Origin of the sequence: Formosa sp. L2A11, assembly GCF_009796865.1 — a bacterium.
Lineage (GTDB): Bacteria > Bacteroidota > Bacteroidia > Flavobacteriales > Flavobacteriaceae > Formosa.
Genome location: NZ_CP047028.1, coordinates 1,723,470 through 1,744,240 on the forward strand (window position 1 = coordinate 1,723,470; position 20,771 = coordinate 1,744,240).

The 20,771-nt window shown below is 34.1% G+C and carries 19 protein-coding genes; 14 read left to right on the forward strand and 5 right to left on the reverse strand.

The features are described 5' to 3' along the window. Window position 1: 1 nt before the first annotated feature. The 3 genes from lpxB to surE are packed head-to-tail and all read right to left on the reverse strand — an operon-like array spanning window position 2 to window position 2,173. Window positions 2-1,120, reverse strand: a complete 1,119-nt coding sequence (gene lpxB / locus GQR95_RS07465; protein ID WP_159022581.1) for a lipid-A-disaccharide synthase — start codon at window positions 1,118-1,120, stop codon at window positions 2-4. After that, window positions 1,120-1,404: a hypothetical protein gene (locus GQR95_RS07470; RefSeq protein ID WP_159022582.1), complete on the reverse strand. Its 285-nt coding sequence runs from the start codon at window positions 1,402-1,404 to the stop codon at window positions 1,120-1,122. Before GQR95_RS07470 ends, lpxB begins: the two co-directional genes overlap by 1 nt. Next, window positions 1,397-2,173, reverse strand: a complete 777-nt coding sequence (gene surE, locus GQR95_RS07475) for a 5'/3'-nucleotidase SurE (protein WP_159022583.1) — start codon at window positions 2,171-2,173, stop codon at window positions 1,397-1,399. Before surE ends, GQR95_RS07470 begins: the two co-directional genes overlap by 8 nt. A 154-nt stretch (window positions 2,174-2,327) precedes the next feature. Here surE and GQR95_RS07480 point away from each other — a divergent pair, with 154 nt between their 5' ends. After that, window positions 2,328-4,508 carry a carboxy terminal-processing peptidase gene (locus tag GQR95_RS07480; protein ID WP_159022584.1) on the forward strand — a complete coding sequence of 727 codons (2,181 nt, stop codon included), beginning with the start codon at window positions 2,328-2,330 and terminating at the stop codon, window positions 4,506-4,508. Between the two features lie 7 nt (window positions 4,509-4,515). After that, window positions 4,516-5,610 (forward strand): ABC transporter permease, encoded by a 1,095-nt coding sequence (locus tag GQR95_RS07485; protein WP_159022585.1) that lies wholly within the window; start codon window positions 4,516-4,518, stop codon window positions 5,608-5,610. Here the strand turns inward: GQR95_RS07485 and yihA are convergent. Both yihA and GQR95_RS07495 read right to left on the reverse strand, forming a co-directional pair. Next, entirely contained in the window at window positions 5,607-6,212 is a 606-nt protein-coding gene (gene yihA, locus GQR95_RS07490) for a ribosome biogenesis GTP-binding protein YihA/YsxC (RefSeq protein WP_159022586.1), read from the reverse strand. The genes GQR95_RS07485 and yihA overlap by 4 nt on opposite strands. Window positions 6,213-6,227: 15 nt before the next feature. Next, window positions 6,228-6,992, reverse strand: a complete 765-nt coding sequence (locus tag GQR95_RS07495; RefSeq protein WP_159022587.1) for an alpha/beta fold hydrolase — start codon at window positions 6,990-6,992, stop codon at window positions 6,228-6,230. Between the two features lie 293 nt (window positions 6,993-7,285). Here GQR95_RS07495 and mraZ point away from each other — a divergent pair, with 293 nt between their 5' ends. The 12 genes from mraZ (at window position 7,286) to ftsA (ending at window position 20,719) form a co-directional block, all read left to right on the forward strand. Then, window positions 7,286-7,756, forward strand: a complete 471-nt coding sequence (gene mraZ / locus GQR95_RS07500) for a division/cell wall cluster transcriptional repressor MraZ (RefSeq protein WP_159022588.1) — start codon at window positions 7,286-7,288, stop codon at window positions 7,754-7,756. After that, window positions 7,731-8,639: a 16S rRNA (cytosine(1402)-N(4))-methyltransferase RsmH gene (rsmH, locus tag GQR95_RS07505; RefSeq protein WP_159022589.1), complete on the forward strand. Its 909-nt coding sequence runs from the start codon at window positions 7,731-7,733 to the stop codon at window positions 8,637-8,639. Before mraZ ends, rsmH begins: the two co-directional genes overlap by 26 nt. Further along, a complete protein-coding gene (locus GQR95_RS07510; protein WP_159022590.1) occupies window positions 8,636-8,953 on the forward strand; it encodes an FtsL-like putative cell division protein in 318 nt (105 codons plus the stop codon). Before rsmH ends, GQR95_RS07510 begins: the two co-directional genes overlap by 4 nt. A gap of 63 nt (window positions 8,954-9,016) precedes the next feature. Continuing rightward, window positions 9,017-10,969, forward strand: a complete 1,953-nt coding sequence (locus GQR95_RS07515; protein ID WP_159024252.1) for a penicillin-binding protein — start codon at window positions 9,017-9,019, stop codon at window positions 10,967-10,969. After that, complete coding sequence (locus tag GQR95_RS07520; protein ID WP_159022591.1) at window positions 10,966-12,429, forward strand: UDP-N-acetylmuramoyl-L-alanyl-D-glutamate--2,6-diaminopimelate ligase; 1,464 nt, start codon at window positions 10,966-10,968, stop codon at window positions 12,427-12,429. Before GQR95_RS07515 ends, GQR95_RS07520 begins: the two co-directional genes overlap by 4 nt. Before the next feature lies 1 nt (window position 12,430). Then, window positions 12,431-13,672, forward strand: a complete 1,242-nt coding sequence (gene mraY / locus GQR95_RS07525) for a phospho-N-acetylmuramoyl-pentapeptide-transferase (protein WP_159022592.1) — start codon at window positions 12,431-12,433, stop codon at window positions 13,670-13,672. A gap of 1 nt (window position 13,673) precedes the next feature. Beyond that, window positions 13,674-15,005: a UDP-N-acetylmuramoyl-L-alanine--D-glutamate ligase gene (gene murD, locus GQR95_RS07530; RefSeq protein WP_159022593.1), complete on the forward strand. Its 1,332-nt coding sequence runs from the start codon at window positions 13,674-13,676 to the stop codon at window positions 15,003-15,005. Next, window positions 15,005-16,201, forward strand: coding sequence for an FtsW/RodA/SpoVE family cell cycle protein (locus tag GQR95_RS07535; RefSeq protein WP_159022594.1), 1,197 nt, complete (start codon window positions 15,005-15,007; stop codon window positions 16,199-16,201). The genes murD and GQR95_RS07535 overlap by 1 nt, the downstream gene beginning before the upstream one ends. Next, a complete protein-coding gene (gene murG, locus GQR95_RS07540; protein WP_159022595.1) occupies window positions 16,201-17,298 on the forward strand; it encodes an undecaprenyldiphospho-muramoylpentapeptide beta-N-acetylglucosaminyltransferase in 1,098 nt (365 codons plus the stop codon). The genes GQR95_RS07535 and murG overlap by 1 nt, the downstream gene beginning before the upstream one ends. Further along, window positions 17,299-18,651, forward strand: coding sequence for a UDP-N-acetylmuramate--L-alanine ligase (gene murC, locus GQR95_RS07545; RefSeq protein ID WP_159022596.1), 1,353 nt, complete (start codon window positions 17,299-17,301; stop codon window positions 18,649-18,651). Continuing rightward, on the forward strand, window positions 18,641-19,366 hold the full coding sequence (locus tag GQR95_RS07550; protein ID WP_159022597.1) for a cell division protein FtsQ/DivIB: 726 nt from the start codon (window positions 18,641-18,643) through the stop codon (window positions 19,364-19,366). The genes murC and GQR95_RS07550 overlap by 11 nt, the downstream gene beginning before the upstream one ends. A gap of 3 nt (window positions 19,367-19,369) precedes the next feature. After that, complete coding sequence (gene ftsA / locus GQR95_RS07555; protein WP_159022598.1) at window positions 19,370-20,719, forward strand: cell division protein FtsA; 1,350 nt, start codon at window positions 19,370-19,372, stop codon at window positions 20,717-20,719. Window positions 20,720-20,771: the final 52 nt, after the last annotated feature.

A 20,771-nucleotide genomic window follows, 5' to 3' on the forward strand; every position in this document is an offset into this window, starting at 1 on the left:
ATTAGGCATTTTGTTTTAGGGCATTGTAAATATGTTCGGCAGTTTTTTGGCTTGCGCCTTTTCCACCAAGTTTTTTTTCTAAATCGTAATAATTGATAAAGAATTTTGTGCGTTCGTAAGTATTTAAAATACGATCTAATTCCTTTTTTAAATTGGTAGAATTAAATTCGTCTTGAATTAATTCTGTAACTACAGGTTTATCCATAATTAAATTCACCAAAGAAATATATTTTAATGTAATAATACGGCGTCCAATTTGGTAAGACAACCAACTCCCTTTGTAACAAACCACTTGAGGGACTTTAAACAAAGCCGTTTCTAAAGTTGCTGTTCCAGATGTTACTAAAGCAGCAAAGGACACGCTAAGTAAATCGTAGGTTTTGTTAGCTATAAAATGAACATCTGTGTTTTTTATAAATTGTTGGTAATAATTATAATCTTGACTCGGAGCCCCAGCTATAACAAATTGATAATCTGGATACTCGTTAATAATGCTAAGCATAACCGTTAGCATTTTATTTATTTCTTGCTTTCTACTTCCTGGTAAAATAGCTATAATGGGTTTCTCGCTTAATTTGTATTTAGATCTAAATTCAAACTCATCTACTTGTTTTCTGTCTGCTATGGCATCTATTAAAGGGTGTCCCACAAAAGTAACATCGTAATTGTATTTATCGTAAAACGATTTTACAAAAGGAAGTATCACATACATAGCATCTATGTCGTGTTTTATTTTTTTAACACGTCCAGCTCTAGAAGCCCAAACCTGAGGAGATATATAGTAATTTGTGCGGTAGTTTTGTTGTTTTGCCCATTTTGCAATTCGTAAATTAAATCCGGAGTTATCTATAAATATAATAACATCAGGATTATACTTTGCAATGTCTGATTTACAAAACGAGATCGCTTTTAAGATTTTAGATAAATTCATGAAGACTTCTGCAAATCCCATAAAAGCACGCTCCTTATAATGGCTAACTAAAGTGCCTCCTACATTTTGCATGAGATCTCCACCCCAAAATCTAAAATCGGCGTTTGCATCTACTTGTTGTAACGCTTTCATTAGATTCGAGCCATGTAAATCTCCCGAGGCTTCTCCTGCAATAATGTAATATTTCATTATAAAAATTTAAAAATAAAAGTAAAAATGGCAATACAAACGGTCGCTAATATTACGCCTCTTGCTCTATAGTCTTGTTTCTTTTTTATAAAAATAAAAAAAGCTACTAAATTTAAAATAGCACCTATACTTATTAGTTTTCCTAAAAAACCTTCGGCGGCAGCAGCATTAATTACTGTAGTAACATTATCGCCACGTCCAAGTAATAAAGCGGCTAAAAATAAGCCCATTGCATTGGCTATAACACCAACCATAAATCCTATAAATACTTCTTTTTTAATCATTAAAATTCCAAGTGTTAATTTCTTTTATACTTTGGTAAGCTGTTAAATCAAATTGTACAGGCACTATAGAAACATAATTGTTTTCTAGAGCCCATTCGTCTGTATCTTCACCTTGGTCTAAATTTTCGAATGTTCCGGCAAGCCAATAATAATCTTTACCCATCGGGCTTTGTCTTTTATCAAACTTCTCGACCCAATTGGCACGTGCTTGTCTGCACACGCGAATTCCCTTAATATCTTTTTTAGGAATGTTAGGGATATTTACGTTTAAGACTACGCCTAAAGGTAATCCGTGTTCTAATGTGTTTAGTGTAATACGCTTTATAAAAGATTCTGTGTGTTCAAAATTTGCACTCCAATTATAATCTAATAAAGAAAAACCAATGGCAGGAATACCTTCAATACCAGCTTCGATAGCGGCACTCATAGTTCCTGAATAAATAACATTTATTGAAGAATTAGAGCCATGATTAATTCCAGAAACGCAAAGATCGGGTTTTCGTTTTAAAATTTCACGTACACCTAGCTTTACACAATCTGCCGGAGTTCCGGAGCAACTATAATCTTTTTGAGGACCATTATCTACCCTAATTTTTTCAACATATAAGGTAGAATCTACAGTTATAGCGTGTCCCATTCCGCTTTGTGGGCTATCAGGAGCGACTACAACGACGTCTCCAATAGTGTTCATTATTTTTATTAAAGTTCTAATTCCAGGGGCAGTAATACCGTCGTCATTAACAACTAAAATGAGAGGCTTTTTAGACATATTTGTTGTTTTAAATAGCTATGCTAAAATACATAAAATCTCGCTGAAACCGCGAAATTGTTTAGTTTAACAAAAAATTACCTTTCGTGGATTTTTATTGGCATAGTTTTTTCTCTACTTTAGTGAAAAATATACGATGCATTTTTATAGGCTTATGAAAAGGAATTACAGATATTTAGTCTTATTGTTACTGTTAGCTTCGGCTTCTTGCAGCTTTACTACTAAAACATTTAGCAACCCAGATAAAGATAAATTATTAATCCAAGTAATCACTTATGTGCTTGAACGTGGACATTTCGATCCGAAAACTCTAGACGATAGTTTTTCTGAAGAAGTGTACGATAATTATTTAAAGGCAATAGATCCCTTAAAGCGCTATTTCTACGAATCTGATATTAAGGAATTCGAAAAATATAAGGATAATATAGACGATCAATTAAAGGAGTACGATATTACATTCTTTAATATTACTCACGAACGTTTATTGCAAAGAATGGAAGAGTCTAAAGTACTTTACAAATCTGTTTTAAGCGCCCCTTTTAATTATGGTGTAGACGAAGAATTTAATGTAGATTATGAAAATAAATCTTATGTGAATTCTAAAAAAGAAATGAGAAACCGTTGGAGACAACAACTTAAATTTTCTACCATTTCTAATTACGACGATTTAAAAAGTGAAGAGAGCCTTAAGAAAGAAGAAGATGCTACATATAAAGTCATGTCTGATAAAGAGATGGAAAAAGAATCTCGAGAAGCAACATTAAAATCTATAGATAATTATTATACAGATTATATAGACGATTTAGAACGTAGTGACTGGTTTACTATGTATGTAAATGCTGTTGTAGAAGGTTTCGATCCCCATACATTTTACTTTGCACCTGAAGATAAAGACAGATTCGATCAGCAAATGTCGGGTAAATTAGAAGGTATTGGAGCTAGACTTCAAAAGAAAATGGATAACGTTAAAATCATGGAACTTATTTCTGGTGGTCCAGCCTGGAGAGGTAAAGAATTAGAAGTTGGAGATGCTATTTTAAAAGTACGTCAAGAAGACGAAAAGGAAGCTGTTAATATAGTAGGTATGCGCTTAGACGATGCTATTAAATATATAAAAGGACCAAAAGGGACTACCGTTATTCTTACCGTTAAAAAAGTAGATGGAACCACGAAAGATATATCTATAGTTAGAGATATTGTAGAGCTTGAAGAAACGTATGCAAAATCTTCTATTGTTACTAAAGAAAATATAAAATATGGGGTGATTAATCTTCCTAAGTTTTATGTTGATTTTGAAGATTATAATAGCCGTAATGCTGCTTCAGATATTAAAAAAGAAATAGATAGGTTGAAAGATGCAGGCATGGAAGGTCTTGTTCTAGATTTAAGAAATAATGGAGGTGGATCTTTACAAACAGTTGTAGATATGGCCGGGTTATTTATTAAAGATGGTCCTGTTGTGCAAGTACGATCTACTGGAGAACCAAAAGAAATTTTAAGAGATAAAGACGAATCTATAGAGTGGGACGGGCCTCTTGTAATTTTAGTAAACGAATTGTCTGCTTCGGCTTCAGAGATTTTAGCAGCCGCTATGCAAGATTATAAACGTGCTATTATTATAGGTAGTAAACAAACTTATGGTAAGGGAACAGTTCAAAATGTTTTAGATTTAAATCGTATGGTTCGTAATAATAGTAACGGAGATTTAGGAGCTCTTAAATTAACAACTCAAAAATTCTACCGTATTAATGGTGGGTCTACACAATTAGAAGGTGTTAAAAGTGATGTTGTTGTTCCGGATCGTTACAGCTTTATTGATATCGGAGAGAAAGATCAAGAAAATCCATTACCATGGGATAAAATTGAGGCTGCAGATTATACATTATGGAATGGTTATTTCGATTATAATTCTACCATTAATAAAAGTAAAGAGCGTATGAATAATAATGCTCAGCTTAATCTTATTGCTGAAAATGCAAAATGGATTAAACTTAAAATGGATGAAAACACATTCAACTTAAACTATAAAAAGTATAAAGAAAAGTTAGAATTAAACGAAGATGAAGCGAAACGTTTCGAGAAAATTTCAGATTATAAATCTAACTTAACGTATTCTTCTTTGCCATACGAAGAAGCCCTTTTTGCAAAAGATTCTACGTTAAGAGAAAAACGCGATCGTTGGCACGAAAGTTTAACACAAGATGTTTATGTAGAAGAAGCTGTTAATGTTCTAGAAGATTTAAAAATGTCTTATTCTATGAAAAAAGTAGCAGCGACACAAACTGCAAAAACAGATTTAAAATCACAGTCAACAGGTTCTTCAACAAAAAATTAAATAATTAATGATTGCTAAAACACAGTCGTTGAAACAATTAGCGCTCCAAAAATTTAAACACAATTTCTGGGGCGTTTTTAGTTTTAGTTTCATTATTCTAGTAGGTTTGGTATCTGTCTTCGCGTATGTTTTGGCTCCAGACCATTCGCAACATGCTAACCAAATGCATTTGTCTGTACATTCTAAGAAACCAGGATTTACAGTCGATATGCTTACGGTTCCTTCTCAAATTAAAAACACACAAAGTACATTAGATAAGGTTTTCTTTGGAACTATAAATACAGAAACAGAAATTCCAATTTCAAAATCTGAAATTAAAAATAACACTTTATTATATACAGAATATGCTTCTGATGGATTAATTGGTGAAGAAAAAACGTTAGACTTAAAGCTGTTCTCTAAATCTCAAATCTCAAAATTAGTAACAACTAAAACGTTTCATTTAGGTACAGATAAATATGGACGCGATGTATTAAGTCGTGTTTTGGTTGGAGCAAGAATTTCGTTTTTTATTGGTTTTGTAGCAGTCTTTATTTCTTTAATTATAGGTTTAGGTTTAGGGAGTATTGCAGGATATTATGGCGGAAAAGTAGATACTATAATTATGTGGGTTATAAATGTAACGTGGTCTATTCCTACTTTATTATTAGTTATAGCTATTACATTGGCTTTAGGTAAAGGCTTCTGGCAAGTTTTTATAGCTGTAGGCTTAACTATGTGGGTAGAAGTTGCTCGAGTAGTGCGTGGCCAGATTATTAGTGCTAAAGAGATGCAATATGTTACCGCAGCAAGGGCTTTGGGATATACAGATTACCGTATTATAACTAAACATATTCTGCCAAATATTATGGCGCCAGTAATTGTAATTTGTGCAGCTAATTTTGCGTCGGCAATTTTAATAGAAAGTGGACTTAGTTTCTTAGGTATTGGTGCGCAGCCACCTATGGCTAGTTGGGGAGCCATGATTAAGGATCATTATAATTACATTATACTAGGAAAGCCCTATTTGGCAATTATTCCAGGGCTTTGTATCATGAGTTTGGTAATGGCGTTTATGTTAATAGGGAATGCGCTACGAGATGCGTTAGACGTAAAAAGTTAGTCTATTTTTAAATTGGCATTCATATTATCTATGTAGTCTAGTAATTCGTCTTTCCCGACTTCTTTAGAAGAAGATGTTACAAAATAGTTAGGCATTTCTTCCCAAGTTTTAAGTAAAACATCACGATAATCATTTACGTGATTTTCAATAGCCATTGGCTTTAATTTATCAGCTTTGGTAAAGATAATAGAGAACGGAATGCTGTGCTCGCCTAACCAAGCCATAAATTCTAAATCTACAGGTTGTGGTTTGTGGCGAATATCTACTAAAACAAAAGCAGATATTAGTTGGGCTCTTTTGCTAAAATATTGCGTTATAAATTTCTGAAACGTTTTCTTCGCGCTCTTAGAAACACGCGCGTATCCGTAACCAGGTAAATCTACCAAAAACCATGTTTTGTTAATTAAAAAATGATTTATAAGTTGTGTTTTTCCTGGTCTTCCAGAAGTTTTGGCAAGACTTTTACGGTTCGTTAGCATGTTTATAAGCGACGATTTCCCTACGTTACTGCGCCCTATAAAAGCGTATTCAGGGATTCTGTCTTTCGGACATTTTGCAACATCCGAATTGCTTACTACAAACTCAGCCGATTTAATTAGCATAATTCTCTTCTGTTATTATAGTTCTTTAGCCGTTAGCCAAGAGTTTAATATGTTATTAAATTCATCTGGGTGTTCCATCATAGCAGCGTGTCCACATTTTTCAATCCAAAATAAATCTGAATTTGGTAAAAGGTTGTGGAACTCTACAGCAACATCTGGAGGTGTAACAATATCATTTCTACCCCAAATAATACAAGTTGGTACTTGCATTACAGGTAAATCTTTAGCCATGTTATGTCTAATCGCACTTTTAGCTATTGCTAAAGTTTTAATTAGTTTGTTACGGTCGTTCACGGTTTCGTAAACTTCGTCTACTATTTCTTTGGTAGCTATAGCAGGATCGTAAAAAACATCTTGTGCCTTTTTCTTGATTACTTCGTAGTCACTTCTTTTAGTGTACCCACTTCCCATAGCGCTCTCATATAAACCAGAACTACCAGTTATTATAAGTGCTTTTACTTTTTGAGGGAACAGTTTTGTATGATATAAACCAATGTGTCCTCCAAGAGAATTTCCTAGAAGAATAACATTGTCAAATCCTTTATATTCAATAAAATCGTGTAAGTAATTTGCGAAATTTTTTACATTCGTTTTTAGTAAGCTCATGCTATAAATAGGTAGCACGGGAATTACAATCTTGTAGCCTTTTGTACTAAAATAGCTTGAGACGGCGTCGAAATTACTCAAACCGCCCATTAACCCATGTAATACAATTATGGGTTGTCCTTCACCCACTTCCATGTAGCTAAAATTCTTCTCTTTTTTTAAGCGATGCGTCATTAATTAGTCATTATCATCAACAAACAAATATAGGTATTTCATTTTTATAATAACCTATTTAATGTGACTCTGCTTAAATACTTTTTAAGAATAGATATTAACATGAAATTATGAGTTGTATTTTTTGTTCTAATAGATTTTAAGTCAGGTCTTAAGCTGTTTTTGGTGTGGTTTGAGTGCTAAAGTAGGTGGGTGTGTTTATAAATTTATCAACAAAGTGGTATATTGTGGTAAAAAGTGGTATATTTTTCAATATATTTGACAATTGTAGAATGTAATTCCAGAAAACTGTTTTGAACTCATTAATAGGTACATACGAATGTAAAGTAGACGCGAAAGGCAGATTGATGCTTCCTGTTTCGTTGAAAAAGCAGTTGAGTGTGGTCTTGCAAGATGGGTTTGTAATTAAGCGTTCTGTTTTTAATCCGTGTTTGGAATTGTATCCAATGCAGGAGTGGAATGCTTTAATGCAGAAGATAAATAAGCTAAATAGGTTCAAGAAAAAGAATAACGATTTCATTAGAAAATTTACAGCAGGCGTGAAAATGGTAGAGGTAGATGGAACGGGTCGTTTGTTAATTCCGAAAGATTTAGCGGTTTTTGGAGGGATTTCAAAAGAAATAGTTGTGGCTTCGGCTGTAAATATAGTTGAAATCTGGGATAAAGATAAGTATGAATTGAGCATAAGTGGCTCGGCTGATGATTTTGCAGATTTAGCTGAAGAAGTTATGGGACAAGATGATGAAGAATATGGAATATCATAACCCGGTATTATTAAAAGAAACAGTAGACGGTCTTAATATAAAAGAAGACGGTATATATGTAGATGTGACTTTTGGTGGTGGCGGACATAGTAAAGAGATTTTAAAACGTCTAGGACCGAATGGGAAATTATTTGCATTCGATCAGGATCCTGATGCTTTAGGAAATGCTTTAGATGATGAACGTTTTCAGTTAATTCATGAAAATTTTAGATATGTAAAACGTTTTTTGCGTTTTTATGGCGTAAAACAAGTAGATGGTGTGTTGGCAGATTTTGGTGTGTCATCTCATCAATTCGATGTTGCAGAACGTGGGTTTTCTACGCGCTTTGAGGCAGACTTGGATATGCGTATGGATCAGACGAGTCAATTGTCTGCTTTTAATGTTATTAATGATTATGATGAAGAACAAATTAAGCAAGTTTTGTCACAGTATGGTGAGTTGCGTGCTTCTTCTTCAATGGCAAAATTAATAGTAGAGTCTCGTGAACATGAAGAGATAAAAACGAGTAGTCAGTTAAAATCAGTATTGAAAAAATTTTTATCCCCAAAGTTTGAGAATAAAATTTTAGCACAAATATATCAAGCGATTCGTATAGAAGTGAATCAGGAGATTGCTGCTTTAAGGGAGTTTTTAGAACAAACTCCGGAGATTTTAAAGCCAGAAGGACGATTAAGTTTTATTTCTTATCACTCTTTAGAAGATAGATTGGTAAAACGATTTATTAGAAGTGGCATGTTTGAGGGGGAGCCTGTAAAGGATGTGTTTGGGAATTTTGAAGTGCCATTGAAAAAAGTAGGTGGATTAATAGTCCCATCTGCAGAGGAGGTAAAATTGAATAATAGGGCGCGTAGTGCTAAGCTTAGGATCGCAGAGAAGTTATGAAAAAAAGTACGTATAGTATTTTAAAAGGGACTTTTCTTGTTAGTGACGGGTCGTTTAAGAATTGGCAACTTATTGTTTTTGTTATGGTTTTAGCCTTTTTTATGATTGCGAGTTCGCATAGGGCAGATAGGAAAGTGCATGAGATTGCAAAACTGGGAGATGATGTAAAGGAATTGCGATCGGCTTTTATAGATGGGCGTTCCCGATTAATGCGAATTAAGATGGAATCGTCAATAGTAGATAAGATGTCAAAAAAGGGTTTGGTGCCTTCAGAAATTCCACCAAGAAAAATTAAAGTTAATATTAAAAATTAAAGTTCAAAGTTGGCAACAAACGGAAAGAGCATATTAAACAGATTATATTTTGTGGCAGGATGTATGTTCCTTTTTGCTATAGCTGTGCTGTTTAAATTGTGTTCTATTCAATTTGTAGATGGCGATAAATATCGTAGTCTGGCAGAAAAACGAACTATAAAATCTGTTACCATTCCTGCAAATCGTGGTAATGTGTATGATTCTGAAGGGAGTCTTTTGGCGACTTCGGTGCCTAAATACGATATCCGTTTCGATGCGGTTACACCGTCTTCAAAAACTTTCGAAAAATATTTAAAACCATTATGCGATTCGCTTCATGTATTTGGAGGGAAACCTTCTAGTTATTATCAGAATGTATTGCGTAGAGCGCGTGCTAATCGAAATAGATATCATTTAATAGCAAGAAATATTGGGTATTCAGATTATATCCGTTTACGAAACTTTCCACTTTTAGGGCTTGGTGCTTTTAAAGGCGGTTTAATCGTAGAGCAAAAAACAAAACGTGAGCATCCAATGGGTGGTATGGCAGAACGTACTATTGGTTACGAACGTATAGACGATCAAGGAAATGTAACTCGTCCAGGGATTGATGGTGCTTTTGGAGTAAAATATTTACGCGGAACAGATGGAAAGCGTTTAAAACAAAATATAGGTAAAGGACAATGGAAACCTATTGCAGATTATAACCAGATAGAGCCTAAAGATGGTTACGATGTGTATACAACCATTAATGTTAATATTCAGGATATTGCGCATCATGCGTTATTGAAACAGTTAGAATATTATGAAGCAGAACATGGGTGCGTGGTTGTTATGGAGGTTAAAACTGGCGAGATTAAAGCCATTTCAAATCTAGGAAAAACTAAAAGCGGAAGTTATTACGAGAAGTTAAATTATGCTGTAGGAGAGTCTCAAGAGCCTGGTTCTACGTTTAAGACAATAGCTTTAGTTGCTGCTTTGGAAGATAAAGTAATTGATACATCTACGGTTATAGATACCGAAAATGGTTCTAAGCGTTTTTATGGGCGTTCAATTTCAGATTCTCATCACGGTGGATTTGGTAAAATTTCTGCTGCGAGAGCGTTAGAGGTATCGTCTAATATTGGTTTGGCTACTATAATTGACGAAGGGTATTCTAAAAATCCAGAGAAGTTTATAAATAGATTAAAATCTTGGCATATAGATCAGCCTTTAGGAATTCCTATTAAAGGAGAAGGTAAGCCTGTTATTCCTGAGCCTGGAGATGCTAAGTGGAGTAGAAATGCTTTGCCTTCTATGGCTTATGGATATAATTTAAGTGTTACGCCGCTTCAAACATTAACGTTTTATAATGCTATTGCTAATGATGGTGTTATGGTAAAGCCGCGTTTTATTTATAGTGTAAAAGAATTAGATACGCCAATAGAAACATTTCATAAAGAAGTGATAAATGAAAAAATCTGTTCAGAAGAAACGATAAAAGAAGTACAAGCTATTCTTGAGAATGTGGTAAAACACGGAACAGGAAAATCGTTGTACAATCCGTATTTCTCTATGGCAGGAAAAACGGGAACTGCTAGAACAGAATATTGGATGGCAGATTGGAAAACGAATAAGCGTTATGTGTCTTCGTTTGCAGGATATTTTCCAGCAGATAATCCTAAGTATTCTTGTATTGTGGTTATTCACAAGCCAAGTGTTAAAAAAGGATTTTATGGTGCAGATGTTTCTGGACCAGTATTTAAAAGTATTGCTCAGAAAATATTTACAGACACACCAATTATAGATGAAGTGAATTCACTTCAGGTGGTAGACGAGTCTGCTAGTAAAGAGTTTGAAGGGTTTTATGAAACGGCTCAGACATATAAAACAATAATGCCAAGAGTAGTTGGGTTGCCAGTTATGGATGCGGTGGCTTTATTGGAAAACTTAGGATTGAAAGTAGAAATGGATGGTTTAGGGGAAGTGAAATCTCAATCAATTCCTAAGGGACAAAAAATTAAAAAGAATCAAAAAGTAGTATTAAAAATATCGTGAATTTATTAAAAGACATATTATACAAGGTTGCTATTGATACTGTTGTTGGGGTAACCAATGTACAGGTAAATAATATCGCTTTCGATTCAAGAAAAATTGAATTGAATGACGTGTTTGTGGCCATTTCTGGAACTGTAGCCGATGGTCATGGTTTTATAGAAACAGCTATAAATAATGGTGCTTTGGTAGTGGTTTGCGAACATATTCCTGCAGAAAGAGTTAACGGTGTTACTTATGTTCAGGTAGCAGATTCTAAAGTTGCATTAGCAATAATGGCTTCAAATTTCTATAATAATCCTTCAGAAAACTTAAAGCTTGTTGGAGTTACAGGAACGAATGGAAAAACTACAATTGCAACACTTTTATATCAGTTATTTAAAGCTGCTGGTTATAAAGTTGGATTGCTCTCAACAGTAAAAATATTAATAGACGATCACGAATATCCTGCAACACATACCACGCCAGATTCATTAACAATTAACTCGTTTCTGAGTATGATGAATAATGAAGGTGTCGAGTTTTGTTTTATGGAAGTGAGCTCGCATGGAATTCATCAAAAACGTACAGAAGGACTTCATTTTGTTGGCGGTGTGTTTACTAATTTATCGCACGATCATTTAGATTATCATAAAACGTTTGCAGAATATAGAGACGTTAAAAAATCATTCTTCGATCAGTTGCCAAAAACAGCTTTTGCTTTGGTTAATGTAGACGATAAGAATGGTGAAATAATGCTTCAGAATACGAAGGCAGAAAAATATACTTATGCTTTAAAAAATTACGCCGACTATAGAGCTCAGATTTTAGAAAATCAGTTCACAGGGTTGTTGTTAAAAATTAATGATAGCGAAGTTTGGTCTAGATTAATAGGTCGTTTTAATGCGTCTAACTTATTAGCAATTTATGGTGTTGCCGAATTGTTAGGCTTAGAAAAAGATGAAACATTACGCTTAATCAGTGGTTTAGAAAGTGTAAGCGGAAGATTTCAATATATAATTTCTGAAACTAAAATTACTGCTATTGTAGATTATGCACATACGCCAGATGCGTTGCAAAATGTGTTAGAAACCATTAATAGTATTAGAACTAAAAATGAAGATTTAATAACAGTTGTAGGTTGTGGTGGAAATCGCGATAAAACGAAGCGTCCAGAAATGGGAGATATTGCTTCTGTTTTAAGTACTAAAGTCATATTTACAAGCGATAATCCTAGGAATGAAGAACCTGGAGCTATTATAGAAGAGATTGAAAAAGGTGTAGAGCCTATTCATTTTAAAAAAACAATGTCTATTGCAGATAGAAGACAAGCTATAAAAACGGCATGCCAATTGGCAAAGCCAAACGATATTATACTAATTGCTGGTAAAGGACATGAGACTTACCAAGAAATTAAAGGAGAGCGTTTTCATTTTAACGATCTCGAAATTGTAAAGGACTATTTAAAACAGCTAGAGAAATAAGATGCTATACTATTTTTTCGAGTATTTAGAAAAACATTATCAATTCCCAGGAGCGTCGTTGTTTGGGTTTATAACCTTTCGTGCGGCAATGGCAATATTAATGTCATTAATGATTTCTACCGTTTATGGAAAACGAATTATTGGTTTTTTACAGCGTCAGCAAGTAGGAGAAACAATTCGTGATCTAGGATTAGAAGGTCAGACAGAAAAGGCCGGGACGCCAACTATGGGTGGAATTATTATTATTCTAGCCACATTAATTCCGGTTATTTTACTGGCTAAGTTGGACAATGTTTACATCTTGTTACTTATTGTAACCACCTTATGGATGGGGACTATTGGTTTTATAGATGATTATATCAAGAAATTTAAAAACGATAAAGAAGGGTTAAAAGGAAAGTTTAAAGTGCTTGGCCAAGTTGGATTAGGACTTATTGTTGGAGCAACGTTATACTTTAATCCTAATGTTGCTATTAAGGAAAAATTGCCAGTAGCGCAACAGCAAGAAATATTAGCAGAAAACCCAAATGCTTTACCTAGTAAGTTTTTTGCAGAAGAAGTACAGTCTACTAAAACAACAATACCTTTTGTGAAAGGAAATGAGTTTGAGTATGCAGATTTAATTACGTGGATTAATCCAAGTTACGGAAAATACGCTTGGTTAATTTTTATACCGATCGTAATTTTTATCATAACAGCAGTTTCTAACGGTGCTAATCTTACCGATGGAATTGATGGTTTGGCTGCAGGAACATCGGCAATTATAGTATTCACTTTGGGGATATTTGCTTGGGTTTCAGGGAATATTATTTTCTCAGGTTACTTGAATATTATGTACATCCCGAGAGTTGAAGAAATTACTATTTATATCGCTGCTTTTATGGGGGCTTTAGTTGGATTCTTATGGTATAATACGTATCCAGCACAAGTTTTTATGGGTGATACGGGGAGTTTAACAATTGGTGGAATTATAGCTGTAATTGCTATTGCGGTTAGAAAAGAATGGTTGATTCCTGTATTATGCGGAATCTTTTTAGCAGAAAATTTATCAGTGGTATTGCAAGTAAGTTACTTTAAATATACACGTAAAAAATATGGTGAAGGCCGACGCATTTTTAAGATGTCGCCTTTGCATCATCACTATCAGAAATCAGGATATCACGAAAGTAAGATTGTAACCCGATTTTGGATTATAGGAATTCTGTTAGCGATTATAACAATTGTAACCTTGAAAATTAGATAATATGAAAAGGTTGGTCATTCTTGGAGGAGGAGAAAGTGGTGTAGGAACAGCGCTTTTAGGAAAAGAAAAAGGATTTGACGTGTTTGTTTCCGATAAGGGAAAAATAAAAGAAAAGTATAAAGACGTTCTAATACATAATGAGATTGCTTGGGAGGAACTACAGCATACAGAAGCTAAAATTCTGAATGCGGATGTGGTTATGAAAAGCCCCGGGATTCCAGATAAAGTGCCTTTGGTAAAACAATTAGTTGAAAAAGGGGTGCCTGTAATTTCAGAAATTGAATTTGCAGCTCAATTTACAACAGCAACACTTGTTGGGATTACCGGAAGTAATGGTAAAACAACAACAGCAACACTAGCGTATTATATTCTAAAACAAGAATTAGATGTGGGGTTAGCTGGGAATATTGGAGACAGTTTCGCAAAGCAGGTTTTAGAAGATGATTTTAAAAACTATGTGCTTGAGATTAGTAGTTTTCAGTTGGATGGTGTGGTAGATTTTAAACCACATATTGCAGTAATTACCAATATTACACCAGATCATTTAGATCGGTATAATTATAATTTTGAAGAGTATATCGCTTCAAAGTTTAGAATTGCAATGAATCAGACAAAAGAAGATTATTTGATTTATGATGCAGATGATCCCGTGTTAGTTGATTGGTTGGATAAGCATCCTGTAAAATCACAATTATTGCCGTTTTCATTAGATAAAACAATAGAGAATGGCGCGTATTTAGATCAAGATAATATTAAAATAACAATAGATAATAACCAGATAATTATGTCAGCAAGAGACTTAGCATTAGAAGGAAAACATAATGTTAAAAATGCAATGGCTGCATCAACAGTAGCGCACTTATTAAAAATAAGAAAGCAGACCATTCGTGAAAGTTTAGAAAATTTTCAAGGTGTAGAGCATCGTTTAGAACAGGTGTTAAAAATTAACAAGGTTCAATATATTAACGATTCTAAGGCAACAAATGTAAATGCTACATATTATGCTTTAGAAAGTGTATCTGCGCCAACAGTTTGGATTGTTGGAGGTGTAGATAAAGGGAATAACTATGAAGCGTTATTTCCGTTTGTAAATACAAAAGTGAAAGCGATTATTTGTTTGGGTGTAAACAACGAGAAATTGTTGCAAAACTTTAGCAATATGGTAGATGTTATTGTTGAAACACAATTTATGAGCGAAGCTGTTAAAGTGGCTTATAAAATAGCAGAAGCAGGTGATAATGTATTGTTGTCTCCGGCGTGTGCTAGTTTCGATTTATTTGAGAGTTATGAAGATAGAGGAAGACAATTTAAAGAAGCTGTAAGGAATTTATAATGCAAGAGTTTTTTGATAAATTAAAAGGAGATCGTTCCATTTGGGCTATTGCTGCACTGTTAGCATTATTCTCATTTTTACCGGTGTATAGTGCGGCAAGTAATTTGGCGTATATGCGAGGTAGCGGTAGTACTTTTGCTTTTTTTTTAAAACATTTCATGCATTTAAGTGTTGGTTTTTTTATAACCTATGTTGTTCATCTTATGCCATATCGCTATTTAAAAGGGCTTTCTATGATTTTTATTCCTGTGGCGCTAGTATTGTTAGGTGTTACTATGCTGCAAGGAACGACTATAGATGGTGCTAATGCGAGTAGATGGATACAGATTCCTATTGTAGGAATGTCGTTTCAAACATCAACATTTGCATCTGTAATTTTAATGGTATATGTCGCGAGATATATGTCTAAAATGGAAGATAAACCTATTACGTTAAAAGAATCTGTTCTGCCGTTATGGGTGCCTGTTTTTTTAGTGCTTAGTTTAATTTTACCAGCTAATTTTTCGACAGCTGCATTAATTTTTTTAACAGTATTAATCTTGGTGTTTTTAGGGGGGTATCCTATTAAGTATTTGGTGTTTATTTTAAGTCTAGGTATACTGTCTTTAGCGATGTTTGTTTTGGTAGCTAAGGCATTTCCAGATGCGATGCCAAACCGTGTAGATACATGGATGAGTCGTATTGAGAACTTCTCTAACGGAGAAGATACAGAAGAAGATTATCAAATAGAAAAAGCTAAGATTGCGATAGCATCAGGCGGAATTCATGGATTAGGACCAGGTAAAAGTGTTCAGAAAAACTTTTTACCACAATCGTCATCCGATTTTATATATGCCATTATTATTGAAGAATATGGTTTAATTGGAGGTGTTATTTTAATGGCAGTGTATCTGTGGTTTTTAGTACGAGTAATTATTGTGTCGCATCAGGCAAAAACAATTTTTGGAACACTTGTTGTTTTGGGAGTAGGTTTGCCAATCGTGATTCAAGCATTAATAAATATGGCTGTAGCTGTAGAGTTGTTTCCTGTAACAGGGCAAACGCTTCCGTTAATTAGTAGTGGAGGAACATCTATTTGGATGACATGTTTATCTGTAGGAATTATTTTAGGAGTGAGTGCCAGAAGTGAAGCTTCTGCAAAAGAAGAAAAAATAGACGAAGAAAATCCGTTAGAAATTTTATCGGAAGCAATATAATGAGTAAAACGTATCGTATCATATTATCAGGAGGTGGAACCGGCGGACATATTTATCCGGCGATTGCCATTGCAAACGAATTAAAACGACGTTATCCAGACGCGCAGTTTCTTTTTGTGGGCGCAAAAGATAGAATGGAGATGGAGAAAGTGCCACAAGCTGGTTACGATATTAAAGGGTTGTGGATTTCTGGAATTCAGCGCGAATTAACGCTAAAGAATTTCATGTTTCCATTTAAACTAATAAGTAGTTTGTTTGCTGCAAGAAAAATTATAAAACAATTTAAGCCTGATGTAGTTATTGGAACTGGCGGATTCGCTAGCGGACCATTATTGCAAATGGCATCAGGGAAAAATATTCCAAGTTTAATACAGGAACAGAATTCTTTTCCGGGGATAACAAATAAATTGTTGTCTAAGAAGGTTCAGAAAATTTGTGTGGCTTACGATGGTTTAGAGCGATTTTTTCCGAAGCAAAAAATTATTAAAACGGGAAATCCTGTGCGTGAAGGGTTGTTAGATATTCAGTCTAAAAGAGAAGAAGCAAAAGCATTCTTTAAATTGGTGCCAGAAAAAAAGACACTACTAATTTTAGGAGGAAGTTTAGGCTCTAAACGTATAAACGAACTGATAGAAAAGGAAATTGATTATTTACAAACACGTAATGTTCAAATTATCTGGCAATGTGGGAAGCTGTATTACGAGGCTTATAAAATTAATGGTAATACTAAAAATGTTCAGGTTCATGCCTATTTAAATAACATGGATTTTGCCTATGCGGCAGCAGATGTTATTATTTCTAGAGCAGGAGCAAGTTCGGTTTCAGAATTATGTATTGTTGGTAAGCCGGTTATTTTTATTCCGTCTCCCAATGTTGCAGAAGACCACCAGACAAAGAATGCGATGTCTATTGTAAAGGAAAATGCAGCCTTGTTAATTAAGGAAAGTGATTTAGATGTCGATTTCGAAAATAAGTTTTCTCAATTAATTGAGTCCAAAGAAAAACAAAACGCCTTAGGCGAAAACATAAAGAAATTAGCATTAGTTAATGCCACAAAAGACATTGCAAACGAAGTAGAAAAATTATTAAACATTTAAATGAACCTAAACAGCATAGATAACGTATATTTTATAGGAATTGGCGGAATTGGCATGAGCGCTTTAGCTCGCTATTTCAAAGCCAATAACAAGCGCGTTGCTGGGTACGATAAAACGCCTAGCGATGTTACGCGTGCTTTGGAATCTCTGGGTATAGATGTTCATTTTAACGATTCTATTGCAAATGTAGATGGTGCTTTTTTAAATTACGATACTACTTTGGTAGTGTATACGCCGGCAATTCCTAAAGATAATATGGAGTTGGTGTATTTTAAAAATGAGAAAAGTTTTAGTGTTTTAAAGCGTTCGGAGGTTTTAGGATTAGTTACTAAAAATACGTTTTGTTTAGCGGTTGCAGGAACGCATGGAAAAACAACAACGTCTAGTATTCTTGCTCATTTAATGTACGAGTGTAATGTGCCTGTTACTGGGTTTTTAGGAGGAATAAGTGAGAATTATAATTCGAATTATATTTCTAAAGGGACAGAAGTTTCTGTGGTTGAGGCAGATGAATTTGATCGTTCGTTCTTAACCTTATCTCCGGATATTGCTTGTATTACATCTATGGATGCAGATCACTTAGATATTTATGGTGAAGCTAAAGCGTTGGAAGAATCTTTTGTAGATTTTTCAAAAAAAATAAAAGAGAATGGCAAGCTATTTGTAAAAAACGGATTGCCAATTAAAGGAATAACATACGGTATAGAAGATGATTCTGATTATACCGCAGAGAATATAAAAATTGAAAACGGAACGTATGTGTTTGATGTGAAAACGCCAAATACTGTTATTAAAAATATTCAATTTAACCTGCCGGGAAGACATAATTTGTCCAATGCATTAATAGCCTTGGCAATGGCTGTCGAGTATGGTTGTTCTGAGTTAAAGTTAGTCAAAGCTTTAGCTTTATACAAAGGGGTTAAAAGACGTTTTACATACCAAATTAAAACAGATGGTTTGGTTTTTGTAGACGATTATGCACATCATCCAGAAGAGATTAATGCCGTGCATCAGGCTGTTAGGGAGATGTATGCTGGGAAAAAAGTGTTAGCTGTATTTCAGCCACATTTATTTAGCAGAACACGTGATTTTGCAGATGAATTTGCTAAAAGTTTATCTCAGTTTGATCAAGTTTTATTGTTAGATATTTATCCAGCAAGAGAATTACCAATTGATGGTGTAACGTCTGAATGGTTGTTAGAAAAAATTAAAAACGAAAACAAAGAATTGGTGTCAAAATCAGATCTTATTTCAAAAATATTAGCCAGCGATGCAGATGTCATAATTACTATGGGTGCTGGAGATATAGGAGTAGAAGTTGAATCTATTAAAACCGCATTATATGGCAAATAAGATACATTGGGGTTTTGTTAAATTGGTTCTGTTAACAGGATTAGTGTTGTTTCTGTTCGCTTTTGCTTCGGTAAGAAATGGACATAGAAAAGTGTCTGAACCTGCGATTCATTTTCAGGGAGATAACAATTTATATCTCACGCGCGAAAATGTTAGTAACTTGTTAATACAAAATGAGAAAGAGGTTTTTAATATGGATAAAGAAGCTCTAGATTTGAACACCTTAGAATTTGCCCTGAATTCTAACCAGTTTATCAAGTCTGCTCAAGTTTATATTGATGTAAACGGCTTATTAACAGCAGATATTGAACAAAAAAAACCTATAGCTCGCGTACAAGACGAGTCGTCTTTTTATATAGACGACCAAGGTGGTTACATGCCATTATCGTCTAATTACACTGCGAGAGTCCCTTTTGTTGTTGGACATATTGAGAAAAATAATATGAGTACTATTTTTAAGATTGCTCAGAAAGTTTATAATGATATTTTTTTAAAGACACATGTTGTAGAGATTCATCAAGATGAAAACTTCAAGGTGTCTTTAAAGTTAAGACAACACCGTTTCGATGTGTATTTAGGAGATTTAAGTCAGTTAGACAAAAAAATAAATAATCTTAAAGTTTTTTATAAGAAGGCTTTAAAGGAGGATACTCTTGACGATTATAAGATTATTAATTTGCAATTCGATAACCAAGTGGTGTGCACCAAAAACTAAACTATGGAACATAATATAGCAGTTGGATTAGATATTGGAACCACAAAAATTGTGGCAATGATTGGTCGTAAGAATGATTACGGGAAATTAGAAATTTTAGGAATAGGACGCTCTAAAAGTTTGGGTGTGCATCGTGGTGTGGTTAGTAATATTACACAAACCATACAGTCTATACAACAGGCAGTACAAGAAGCAGAAGCTTCTGCGGGTAATAAAATTGAAGGTGTAACTGTAGGTATTGCGGGTCAGCATATTCGTAGTTTACAACATAGCGATTATATTACGCGACCTAATTCTGAGACGGTTATTGATGAAACTGATATTGATAAATTAATTAACCAAGTGCATAAATTGGTTATGCTTCCTGGAGAAGAAATTATTCATGTTTTACCACAAGAATATAAAATTGATGGTCAAGCAGAAATAAAAGAACCAATAGGTATGCATGGTGGACGTTTAGAAGCCAATTTCCATGTTGTTGTTGGTCAAGTATCATCAATTAGAAATATTGGGCGTTGTATTAAAAGTGCCGATTTAGAGTTAGAGCGTTTAACGTTAGAGCCTTTAGCTTCGGCAAATGCCGTATTAAGCCAAGAGGAAAAAGAAGCTGGTGTAGCACTTATCGATATAGGAGGTGGTACAACAGATTTAGCTGTTTTTAAAGATGGTATTATTCGCCATACAGCGGTTATTCCTTTTGGTGGTAATGTAATCACAGAAGATATTAAGGAAGGTTGTTCTATTATTGAAAAACAAGCCGAGTTATTAAAAATAAAATTTGGTTCTGCATGGCCGGGAGAAAATAAAGACAACGAGATTGTTTCTATTCCTGGATTAAGAGGTAGAGAGCCAAAAGAAATTACACTGAAAAATTTATCTAAAATTATTCATGCACGTGTAGTTGAAATCGTAGAGCAAGTATTTTTAGAAATTAAAAATTACGGTCACGAAGAACAAAAGAAAAAATTAATTGCAGGAATTGTGTTAACCGGTGGTGGAGCGCAATTAAAACATTTAAAGCAATTAGTAGAATATATCACTGGAATGGATACCAGAATAGGATATCCTAACGAACATTTAGCAGGCGATAGTAATGAAGATATTACAAGTCCGTTATACGCAACTAGTGTTGGTTTAGTTTTAGATGGATTAAAACATCAAGAACGCAAACAAAGAGAAGCTAGAATTGAAGAAATTGAGCAAGAGGAAATTAAACAACCCGAAGCCATTTCAGAAGAAGTTCTAGAAGAAAAGGAGGAGTTGAAAGAAACGCGACCAGAAAGAAGGGAGCGCAGAAATTTTTTGGACAAGTTTACAGACAAGATCAAGGATTTTTTGGACAACGCAGAGTAGTAAAAAAGATACGCAATATAATTAAGCAGATATTGCTATACATAAGAAATTA